Origin of the sequence: Streptacidiphilus rugosus AM-16, assembly GCF_000744655.1 — a bacterium.
Classification (GTDB): Bacteria; Actinomycetota; Actinomycetes; order Streptomycetales; family Streptomycetaceae; genus Streptacidiphilus; species Streptacidiphilus rugosus.
In genome coordinates this window covers 6,879,653-6,890,266 of the sequence record NZ_JQMJ01000004.1, presented here as the reverse complement: position 1 = coordinate 6,890,266, position 10,614 = coordinate 6,879,653, and the positions used below count along the sequence as shown (strand labels likewise).

Genomic DNA, 10,614 nt, shown 5'->3' with positions numbered 1-10,614 from the left:
TGTTGCAACTGACCCTTCGCCGTGAGGTGGCGGAGCCGGTTACGCGGGCTTGAGGGCGACGCGGGAGAGGATGTCGGGCAGGATGCGCCACGCGTCGAAGTGCGCGGCTTTCGCCTCCAGCGTCAGGTGCGCGCCGGGGATGCGCCCGGCGAGCCAGAGGGTGTGCTCCACCGGGGAGTAGACGTCGTCCTCGCCGTGCCAGAGGTCGACCGGGACGGTGATGTCGGCGGGGTCGAACCCCCACGGCTGGAGAAAGGCGAGCAGGTCGTCGATCCAGCCGCCGGCTCCGTTGCTCAGCGCTTCCGCGAAGTTGCGGGCCAGCGTCGAGCGGACCCCGGCGTCGGCGATCACATTCCGGTCGGCGGGCGGCAGCTCGGCCCGCATCGCCTCGATCAGCATTCTCGGCTGCTCGCGGATGTCGTGGACCCGCGCCGCGAGCAGCGGCCCCAGCCGCCGCAGGCCCTGCTCGCCCGCCGTGTAGGCGGAGATGTTCGACTCCGTCATGCCCTGGTACCAGGCGAGGCCCTCCGCGTCCCTCGGCGCCAGGCTCACCAGCGCGGCCGCCCGGGACACCCGCTCGGGCAGCAGCGCCGCGCAGGCGAGGGCGTGCGGGCCGCCCCCGGAACGGCCGACCACGCCGAAGGTCGGCAGCTCCAACACGTCGGCGATCGCCCGGACGTCGGACGCGGCGTCACGGACGCGGCGGCCCGGCATCCGGTCGGACTGACCGTAGCCGGGCCGGTCGTAGGTGATGACGCGAACCCCGAGGCGGGTCAGCTTCCGCTCCTCAGGCAACTGGCCGAGCCTGCTGCCTGGCGTGCCGTGGATCAGGAACACCGGGTCTCCGCGTTGGTCGCCCCACGTCGCGGCCATCAGCGTGCCGCCGTCCGGCGTCTTGACCTCGAAGTCCGTCACGTTGCTCCTCTGCACGTCGTCCTCGTGTCGTCGGAACGTTCAGATCCTGCGGTCGCTCCTGGCCCGCCACACCGCCTGTTCCTTGGCCAGCGTCGACTCGGCCTCGCGGGCCAGTCGCGACCAGAGCTCCTCCGCGCCGGGTTCGGCCGGATTGAGCCTGGTCAGGCGGTTCTCGATCTGCTCCAACTCCTTGGCGGCCACCCGGTAGGCGGCGGCCAGCGGCCGGAACTGCTTCAGCTGCGTCCACGCGGTGATAGCGGCGCCCGAGGTCGCCAGCGTGCCGAGCGCGTGGACGTGGGTCGCGCCGGACATCTGCAGCAGCGCGAGCGCGCCGCCGAAGCAGATGGCGATCAGGGTGGCCAGCGACCAGCCGGTGCTCTTGTTGTCGAAGGCGTCCGCCTTCGACAGGTACCAGACCCGCTGGGCGCGCACCCGCTCGCGCAGGTACACCTCGCGCCGGACGGCCAGTCCCTCCCGGCGCAGCCGGACCATCTCCGGGGTGATCGCCGGTTCGGAGTCCTTGTCGATGACGCCGAGCCCGCGGTAGATCTCGAAGACCTCGCTGATCTGGTCGAGGAACTGCTCGTCGGCCTCGTCCGAGACGGCGTCGCCCTCGAAGGGGCGCGAGCGGATCGCGTACCGCCAGACCAGGCCCTTGATCGCCTCGGCGGCGGCCCGGCTCTCGAACCAGGCCGTCTGCGGTTTCTTCGCGCGCAGCCGGCTCCAGTAGTAGAACGCCGCGACGAACGCCGCGATCGAGAGTCCGGGGGAGATGTCCAGCCCGCCCGCGTGCCAGTCCCATATGCCCAGCAGTGAGGCGAGGAACAGCGCGAGTATCTGACCGCCGTACCAGCGGGTGGCCCTGCGTTGCTCCGTCACGGAGATCCGGTCCACCTGCCGGTAGGGATCCGGGATCAGGTCTCTCTCCTGGAACTCCCGAGCAGAGATCTGGACCATGGTCGACTCCCCCTCGCCCTCGCCCGTTCGCCCTGAATCAGTGTCACCCTGCCCACCGTCCTTGCACAGCACACGTATTCGCTGAATCCGGCGTCCCGCCTCCGGTCCGAAAATTCCGGAACGGGGTGTACGGAACGAACCGGGCGAGTTGAATGGACGAGTCCGCAGGGGGAGGTGCGCCCGGCATGCCCGTCGAGAACGACGACAGACTGCTCACGGCTCTGCTGGAGAGCATGGAGGTGGGCCTCGCCGCGCTCGACGCGGACGGCGTGGTCACGCACTGGAACCGCGAGGCGGGCCGGCTGCTCGGCTGGAGCGCGGACGAGGCCGTCGGCAGACGCGGCCTGGAGGGCTGGGCGGTGCGCCAGGCCGACGCCGAGGCGGTCCGCGCGCAGTTGCAGGGCGCCCCCGAGGGCGTCCGCACCCTGGAGGAGTTCCCGCTGCTGACCAGCGACGGGCGCAGGGTGCTGGTCCGCGCGCAGGTCAGCTCCGTCCGTTCGGAGTGCGGCGACACCCTCGGGCACTACTTCGCCTTCTCCGAGGCGGGGGCGCAGATCGAGTTGGAGCGTTCGCTGGGCCTGGCCCAGTCGCTGCTGGACGACGCCCCGACCGGCATCGTCCTCGTCGACGCCGACCTGCGGCCGGCCACGGTCAGCGACACCGCCGCCCGCTGGCTCGACCGGGCGCGGGCCGCCCTGCTCGGCCACCCGCTGGGGGAGGTCCTCGGCGAGGGCGTGCAGGAGCTGGAGTCCGCGCTGCAGCACACCCTCTCCACCGGCAAGCCGCTCGGCGGCGTCAAGCTGTGGATCGCCCTGCGCGCCGATCCGGTCCGGCGGCGGTGCGTGCGCAGCGAGTTCGTCAGGCTCGGCTCACCGCTGGGAGAGGAGCCCGTGCCGCTCGGCGTGGTCTGGCTCTTCGAGGACGTCACCCTGCAGGAGCGCGCGGACCAGGAGAACGCCGTGCTCCGCTTCCGGGCCAACCAGCTGCGGCGGGCCGGGCTCGCCGCGGCGGAGTGCCAGGACGGCCTGGAGGCGGCCGTCGGCTATCTGGACTTCGTGCTGGCGGGTTTCGCGGACCACGCCCTGCTCGACGTGCTCCGCGAGGACGCGCTGATCCGCGTGGCCGCCGCGCCCACCGGGGCCTTCCGGCCTGGCGGCGGCCTCACCCCGCTCGGCCTGCCGACCCGCTACGGCGAGGTCCACCCCGCCCTGCGCGCCCTGGAGCGCGGGGGCTCGGTCTGCGTCTCGGACGCGGGGACGCCGCCGGGCGGCGTCGGCGCCGTGCCCGCCGCCCCCGGCTGGGCGGCGCTGCGGCACTGGCCGGCCGGCACGCTGCACGGTCTCTCCACGCCGCTGCGCAGCCGCGGCCGGAGCCACGGCGTGCTGACCTTCCTGCGCGGAGCGGGGCGGCAGCGCTTCGACCGCGCCGACACCGACTTCGCCGAGGACGTCGCCGCGCGGGTCGCCGCCGCCGTGGACCTGGACGCGGCGTCGCGCTGAGGCGCGACTAGAACGCGTAGAAGATGCGGTCCTTGTGCTCGGCCATCAGCTTGGCGTTCCAGTCGGTGCCGCCGTCGACGTTGCCGGAACGGAACAGCGGCGGGGTGATCCCGGCCTCGGCGAGCTTGCCGACGGCGACGGCGACGACGGACTGCATCAGCGCGACGGTGGTGAGCGTCGACACCGGTCCGAAGGTGGTCTCCGCGCCGGTGGCGGTCAGCTCGCCGTCGCCCACCGCGATCTTGCTGTCCAGCACGATGTCGCAGACGTCCTTGAGGTACAGCCCGCTGGGGTGCTGCGAGGTGACCGCCGACGGATAGGCCAGGGAGGTGACGCCGACCACGGTCAGCCCGCGCTCGCGCGCGTGCCGGGCCAGCTCCACCGGCATGACCTGGCGGCCGGAGAGCGAGATCACGAAGAGCAGGTCGCCGGCCCTGGCGGGCCCGGCGTCCAGGGTGGCGGTGGCCAGCCCGGGCACGCGCTCCAGCGCGCTGCCCAGATGCGCCGGCACGACGTCCACGCCGATCACGCCGGGAACGGCGAGCAGGTTCATCAGCACCAGGCCTCCGGCCCGGTAGACGACGTCCTGTGCGGGCAGGGAGGAGTGCCCGGCGCCGAAGGTGAAGATCCGCCCGCCCTCCCTGATCGTCCTGGCGAGCGCGTCGGCGGCGGCTTCGACGCCGGCGGACTCCTCTTCCTTGATCCGCTGGAGGTGGGCGATGGCGGCGTCGAGGTACTGACCGGCGAGATCGCTCATCGGGTCTCTGGCTCCCCTGCGTAGGTGGATCGATGCGCTGCGTGTGGTGACTGGCACGGTGATGGGTGCGTGGGGGTGCTGTCAACACCGCGCGGGCACGAAGCATCGGTGCCCCGCGTGAGAGGCGCAGCCGATTGTCGGCGGCATGCGCAAGAATTGAGGAGCACCCGGGAGCGCGACCGGAGCACTTTTGAGGAACGGAGCCCGCTGTCCGATGTCAGGCCACCTGATCGACACCACCGAGATGTACTTGCGGACGATCTTCGAGCTGGAGGAAGAGGGCGTCGTCCCCATGCGCGCGCGGATCGCGGAGCGCCTGGAGCAGAGCGGGCCCACGGTCAGCCAGACCGTCGCCCGGATGGAAAGGGACGGCCTGCTGACGGTCGCCGACGACCGCCACCTGGAGCTGACCGCGGAGGGCCGCCGGCTGGCGACGCGGGTGATGCGGAAGCACAGGATCGCCGAGTGCCTGCTGGTCGACGTGATCGGCCTGGAATGGGAGCAGGTGCACGCGGAGGCGTGCCGGTGGGAGCACGTGATGAGCGAGGCTGTGGAGCGCCGCGTCCTCGAACTGCTGCGGCACCCGACGGAGTCGCCCTACGGCAACCCGATCCCCGGGCTGGAGGAGCTGGGTGAGACCCCGGCGGACGAGGCGGAGGCGCTGATCGCCCTCGACGAGCTCTCGCCGGGCGCGGAGAGCCGCGCCGTGATCATCCGCAGGATCGGCGAGCCGATCCAGACGGACGCCCAGTTGATGTACACCCTCCGCAGGGCCGGCGTGCAGCCGGGCGCGGTCGTCAACGTCACCGAGTCCACCGGCGGCGTCCTCGTCGGCAGCGGCGGCGAAGCCGCGGAACTCGGCAAGGACATCGCCGCCCACGTCTTCGTCGCCCGCGCGTAGCCCTTTACGCAGAGGCTCGATTGCACTACCTCAGGGGCGCGAGGCTCTGCTTGATCAACTGCGTGCGCGCCAAGCCACCGGCATGCGGATGGTCCTCAACGCGCGGGGCCATCCGCACAGGGTGGTTGCTCGCGCAGTTCCCCGCGCCCCCGATGGTGCAACGGGATGTCTGCGGCAAGCGAAGGTGCGGGGCCTCGGCTGACTTTCCCCGAGCGCCGAGGCCCCGCTGATCCCTCCCCGATTCCCCCACCGGGCCCGGCTTCCCCTCCGGGCGCCCCCTGTCGACGCGGTCTCTCCTTCCGTGTCGGTGAGGCTGTGGCTGCGACCCTTACGACGAGATAGATCCCCTCGGCATCTCCGGACAATCCTTGAGCCCCTTCACTCGAAGGTGGGGCTTTTCCACTCTCCCGAGTGGGTAGATTCCCCATTCCCCGCGGAGCGTGACTGTGCCCCCGGTCCGACGCGGGAGCGGACACCGCGTGACTCGGGGGCACAGGGGATTGCCGGGCTTGTGCTACTGCCCCGCGTGTGCGGGCAGCGGCGCCTCTCGGCCGCAGGCGTAAGCAATGGGGTTGATCACCTCGGCCGCCTCCGGCAGCCACCGGTTCAGCGCTGTGGGCTCCCTGGCCCACTGCGCGTAGCCCAGCGTGCCGATCCGGGTCGGCGGGGCGACGATCCAGCCGCCCTCGCCGTGGCCGACCAGGTCCAGCCGGCCGGGGCCCCAGCCGAGGCGGCGGAGCATGTCCGGCAGCTTGGGCAGTGCGCCGGGGAGGACCAGGAAGACCAGCCGGCGGCCACGCCCCGGGCCGCCCGGCATCGCCAGGACCGGGCCCAACTGCAGGCCCATCCGCTCCATCCGGGCCAGCGCCAGGCAGCCGGCCACCTCGGGCACGTCGATCGCGTCGAACGAGCGGCCCGTCGGCAGCAGGATCGAGGCCGCCGGGTTCTCCGTCCACCAGCGGCGGACGACGCCGGGGCCGGAGCTGGCGCGTCGCGTCCAGTCGCGGGTGGCCGGGTGCGCACCGGGCATCGGGCAGGCGGCGTCGCCGCAGGAGCAGCGCGGCGGGCCGTCGTCCTCCAGCAGCCAGGCGCCGGGGGAGACCTCCCAGTGCCGCTCCTCCGCGTACGCGACCGCCGCCGTCAACAGGGGGTCGCGCGCGGCACTCCTGCCGGTGGCCGCGAGTTCGTCCGCGAGATCGTGCTGCCGAGTGGCTCCCAGGGTGTCTTCCACGTGCTGCACAACTCACAGCGGGGCAGCTGGTTACGGGCGATCTCCAAAACTCGACCATCCGGGACGCGACACGCGGGGCGCGCGGTTGCACACCGGGGGGCGCACATGTGCTGCACCCCCGGCAACGGGTATGTGTACCCCTTGTGGCTTCGATACGCTGGAGGTCTCGCACCGAATGTCCTGATATTCCAAGCCATTGCCCGCGATTGACACCTCGTGACGCATCACCGGAACGCATCAGGGGCATGCTCCTGTCCTGCGACCTCCGACCTCAAAGGGGAGGCAGTGACGTCCATGGCCGCCAGACCGCTCGTCGCACGACAGCCCAACGAACGGCTCCAGGCCCTGATCCAGGAGGCCGGCTGCTCCAACGCGGGCCTGGCCCGCCGGGTCAACCTCTGCGGGGCCGAGCATTCGCTCGACCTGCGGTACGACAAGACGTCCGTCGCGCGCTGGCTGCGCGGCCAGCAGCCGCGCGGGCAGGCCCCCTCCGTGATCGCGGAGGCGATCGGACGCAAGCTCGGCCGGCAGGTGACGGTCGACGAGATCGGCATGGCCGACGGCAAGAACCTCTCCTCGGGCATCGGCCTGCAGTTCTCGGCGACCCTGGCCGGGGCCGTCGAGCAGGTCTGCGAGTTGTGGCGCAGCGACGTCGGCCGACGCGACTTCCTGACAGGTGCGCAGGTGGCCGCCTCCGCGCTGGTGGAACCGAGCCGGGACTGGCTGATCACGGGCCCCGACCCCTCGGTGGCGCGCAACGGCGGACCGCGCGTCGGCCCGGCGGACGTGGAGGCCGTCAGGGCGACGACGCAGATGCTGGTCGACCTGGACCACCGCTTCGGCAGCGGGCACGTCCGGCCGGTCGTCGTGCACTACCTCAACTCCGTGGTCTCCGGCCTGCTGTCGGGTTCCTACCGGGAGGAGACCGGGCGGCAGTTGTTCACCGCGGTCGCCCGGCTGACCGAGCTGGCCGGGTACATGGCCATCGACACCGGCCAACCCGGCCTGGCGCAGCGGTACTACATCCAGGCCCTGCGGCTCTCGCAGGCGGCGGGTGACCGCGCCTACGGCGGTTACGTGCTGGCCTCCTCGATGAGCCACCTGGCCGCCGCGCTCGGCAACCCGCGCGAGATCGCGCAGTTGGCCCGCGCCGCCCAGGAGGGCGCGCGCGGCGCGGCCACGCCCACGGCGATGGCCATGTTCCATGCGGCGGAGGCGCGGGGCCACGCCCTGCTGGGCGACAGCCGCAGTTGCGACGCGGCGGCCGGCCGTGCGATGCAGTCGCTGGAGCACAGCCGCCCGGAGGAGGACCCGGAGTGGATCTGCCACTTCGACGGCGCCTATCTCGCCGACGAACTGGCCCACTGCCACCGCGACCTGGACCAGCCACGGCAGAGCGCCCGGCAGGCGCAGGAGGCGCTGCGCGGCCACCCGGAGACGCGGGTGCGGCGGCGGGCGGTGGATCTGGTGCTGCTGGCCACCGCGCAGTTGCAGCTGCGCGAGGTCGACCAGGCGTGCGAGACGGGTGCGCGGGCCATGGAACTGATGTCCTGTCTGCGGTCGGCGCGGGGCTCTGAATACCTGGAGGATTTCCGGCGGAAGCTGGAGCCCTATCGCCATCAGCGCGTGGTCCAGGAGTTCCAGGCCAGGGCGCTGGCGGAGGCGGCCGCGTGAACCCGTCGGGAGGGTGAGACGGAAGTCCCCCAGGATGGTCACTCGTCGGGGTGAACGGGTAGCGTGGGGCCGTTGTGAGCACGGGCCTGCGGGCCGGCTCGGCCCATAGGTGAGGAAGCGCGTGAACCATCGTCGTCCCAACCCCGGCGAGCTCACTCCGGATGACCTCTTCCGTCCGGAGTCGGAGCCGACGGCGGCCTACGCCGAGCAGCTGCCGCCCCACCCCGCGCCCGAGCACCAGGCCGCCGCGACCCAGTTCCTCCCGCCGATGCCGCCGGCCCCGCAGCAGGCGGCCTACGGCCAGCCCCCGGCCCAGCCCCAGCCCTCCTACGAGCCGCCGCAGCCGCAGCCGTACGCGGCGTACCCGCAGCAGCAGCACGGCGGCTACCAGGACCAGGGCTACCAGGACGGCGGCTATGCGGACGGCGGGTACCAGGGCGACCACGAGCCGCCGCGCAGCGGTCCCTCGATGCGGACGATAGGCATCGGCGTGGTCGCGGCCTGCGCGGTGGTCGGCATCGGGATGGGTGCGCTGCTGAGCGGCGGCGGCAGCTCGTCCGCGTCCCCGAAGGCCTCGGGGACGGCGGTGTCGCAGCCCTCGGCCGCGAAGGGCGGCGGTCAGGGTGTCTCGCCGCAGGCGCAGGCGCTGAGCGCGCTGCTGGAGACCGCGGGCAGCAACCGCGCCTCGGTGATCAGCGCCGTGGACGACATCAAGCACTGCCAGGGGCTGCCGCAGGCGCAGCAGGCCCTGACGGCGGCGGCGCAGGCGCGCGGGAACCTGGTGACCCAGCTGGCCGCGTTGAAGGTGGACCAACTCCAGCAGGGCCCGGCCCTGGTCGACGCGCTCACCCGCGGCTGGCAGGCCTCCCAGCAGGCCGACCAGCACTACGCCGCGTGGGCCGCGGAGTCCGTGGACCCCTGCCAGAAGCACCACCACCCCAAGGCCGGTGGCGACGGCGCGGCGGGCAACACCTCCAGCGGCATCGCCAGCTCGGCCAAGTCCCAGGCCGCCGCCCTCTGGAACCCGATCGCCGCAGCCAACCACCTCCCGTCCAAGGAGCCGGGCCACCTGTAGGGGCGCGAGCCTCACCGCAGAGGGGTGGTTGCCCTGTTTCAGGGGTGCGGGGCTGTGCTGATGTGCGGCTCCGCCGCGTGGGCGCGCCTGCGGCGGGCGAGCGCGGGGTCTTGTGGGCGAGGGGCGGGTTGCGCCATCTCAGGGGTGCGGGGAACGGCGCGGGCAACCCAGCCGGGGAGGACGGCCCTGCTCGGTGAGGACCATCCGGATGTCGGTGGCTTCTCGCGCGGCTCCCCGCACCCCTGAGGGTCAGCGGGTGAGGGCGGCGGCGACGTTGACGAGGCCGCTGCGGCTCTCCGTGAGGACGCCGTTGCGGACCTGCTGGAAGCTGACGAAGGTGTTCACCGTGCGCGGCGCGGACTGTAGGGCCACCAGGTTGGGGTCCTGCCAGGCCAGCGGCGGCGTCGCGCCGCCCGTGTCGACGGGACCGGTCGCGTCGAAGGCCGCGTGCACCGTCATCGCGGTGATCGGGCCCTGGATGCGGTCGACGACCTTCTTGAAGACCTCGTAGGCGACCCACGTCGTCTCCACGCCGGGGTCGGACGCGTTGATGGAGTTGTCGGTGAAGGCGTACTTCTTCATCACCGCGTGCAGCTGGTTCCAGACCGGGCTGCCGTCGGGCGGGTACCAGCCGGTGGCCAGCGCGCCTTCGAGCGTGCTGTCCGCGCCGCCCATCGAGTCCACCAGCGACTGCTGGAAGCTTCCGATCAGCGCCGACAGGCGCGCGTGCGGGGACAGGCGGCGCCAGCCGTCGAAGAGGGTCTGCGTCGAGGCCGCGTCCATCGCGCTGGTGACGCAGTTGTGCGCACGGTCGGGGCCGACCGCCGCCGCGATCTCGTTCTCGTAGTTGGTCCGGCCGGCGGCGGCCTTCACGTCGACGGCGGTCAGGTTGTACGCCGCCAGACCGTTGCTGAGGTCGGTGAACATGCTGTCCCCGACCGCGGTGTCCGGCCGGACGATCGCGATCCTGCGGCACCCGGCCGTCGCCAGCTGCTCGCCGTTGCCGACCAGCAGGGTCTGGTAGCCGCCGTTCACCGGGTACGAGTAGGGCGAGGTGAACTCCGCAGCGGACGCGCCCGAGCCGCCGACGTAACTGATGCCCGCGGACTCCAGGATCGGCATGAACTGGTCGCCGAACTGGCTGGAGGAGCCGACCACGGCCACGACCTGCTCCGACGCGGCCTGGTTCGCGCAGGCGATCGCGCCGTCCCTGGTGCCGTGCTCGTCGCAGGTGATGACCCTGACCGGGTGTCCCGCCACCCCGCCGTTGTCGTCGAAGTACTTCGCGACGGCCTGCGCGAGCGCGGGCATACCGGGCTCGGAGCCCGCACGGCTGTCCATCGCCGCCCACGTCATCACGGTGATGGCGTCACCGTCGTCGGCACTCGCGCTGCCCCCGCAGCCCGCAGCGCCGGAGCCCAGCAGGGCCGTGACGACGATGGCCGCCGCCAGCTTCGTCCGCCTGGTCGTGCGTCCGGTCACTTTGGACCTCATGCGCCCGTTTCCCCTCCCGCGTCCAAACCGTCAGCACTCAACCCTTGTCATGAATGCGTACGGGAGCGGGGCCGTGGGGGTAACGCAAGGTCATCACAAGGTGAACAGGAG

Annotated in this window: 9 protein-coding genes; 4 read left to right on the top strand and 5 right to left on the bottom strand. The window is 72.4% G+C overall.

The window, feature by feature from the left end:
• Positions 1 to 39: 39 nt before the first annotated feature.
• Together BS83_RS40035 and BS83_RS40030 are read right to left on the bottom strand one after the other, a co-directional pair.
• Positions 40 to 915, bottom strand: coding sequence for an alpha/beta fold hydrolase (locus BS83_RS40035; protein WP_037611016.1), 876 nt, complete (start codon positions 913 to 915; stop codon positions 40 to 42).
• Between the two features lie 39 nt (positions 916 to 954).
• A complete protein-coding gene (locus BS83_RS40030; protein ID WP_037608284.1) occupies positions 955 to 1,872 on the bottom strand; it encodes a DUF4231 domain-containing protein in 918 nt (305 codons plus the stop codon).
• 185 nt (positions 1,873 to 2,057) lie between these two features.
• Here BS83_RS40030 and BS83_RS40025 point away from each other — a divergent pair, with 185 nt between their 5' ends.
• Complete coding sequence (locus tag BS83_RS40025) at positions 2,058 to 3,371, top strand: PAS domain-containing protein (RefSeq protein ID WP_037608283.1); 1,314 nt, start codon at positions 2,058 to 2,060, stop codon at positions 3,369 to 3,371.
• A gap of 7 nt (positions 3,372 to 3,378) precedes the next feature.
• Here the strand turns inward: BS83_RS40025 and BS83_RS40020 are convergent, their stop codons facing one another.
• Positions 3,379 to 4,128 (bottom strand): sugar isomerase domain-containing protein, encoded by a 750-nt coding sequence (locus tag BS83_RS40020; RefSeq protein WP_037608282.1) that lies wholly within the window; start codon positions 4,126 to 4,128, stop codon positions 3,379 to 3,381.
• A gap of 214 nt (positions 4,129 to 4,342) precedes the next feature.
• On the opposite strand from BS83_RS40020, the gene BS83_RS40015 reads away from it, so the two are divergent.
• Positions 4,343 to 5,029, top strand: coding sequence for a metal-dependent transcriptional regulator (locus BS83_RS40015; RefSeq protein ID WP_037608279.1), 687 nt, complete (start codon positions 4,343 to 4,345; stop codon positions 5,027 to 5,029).
• A gap of 514 nt (positions 5,030 to 5,543) precedes the next feature.
• Here BS83_RS40015 and BS83_RS40010 read toward each other — a convergent pair.
• On the bottom strand, positions 5,544 to 6,269 hold the full coding sequence (locus BS83_RS40010) for a bifunctional DNA primase/polymerase (RefSeq protein WP_084714834.1): 726 nt from the start codon (positions 6,267 to 6,269) through the stop codon (positions 5,544 to 5,546).
• A gap of 285 nt (positions 6,270 to 6,554) precedes the next feature.
• Between BS83_RS40010 and BS83_RS40005 the strand changes: the two genes are divergently transcribed.
• Positions 6,555 to 7,934 carry a hypothetical protein gene (locus BS83_RS40005; protein WP_037608277.1) on the top strand — a complete coding sequence of 460 codons (1,380 nt, stop codon included), beginning with the start codon at positions 6,555 to 6,557 and terminating at the stop codon, positions 7,932 to 7,934.
• A gap of 121 nt (positions 7,935 to 8,055) precedes the next feature.
• Positions 8,056 to 9,009 (top strand): hypothetical protein, encoded by a 954-nt coding sequence (locus tag BS83_RS40000; RefSeq protein WP_051945172.1) that lies wholly within the window; start codon positions 8,056 to 8,058, stop codon positions 9,007 to 9,009.
• 249 nt (positions 9,010 to 9,258) lie between these two features.
• Here BS83_RS40000 and BS83_RS39995 read toward each other — a convergent pair whose 3' ends face one another.
• The gene (locus tag BS83_RS39995) at positions 9,259 to 10,491 is read right to left on the bottom strand and encodes an ABC transporter substrate-binding protein (RefSeq protein ID WP_037608276.1); all 1,233 of its coding nucleotides are present in this window, start codon (positions 10,489 to 10,491) and stop codon (positions 9,259 to 9,261) included.
• Positions 10,492 to 10,614: the final 123 nt, after the last annotated feature.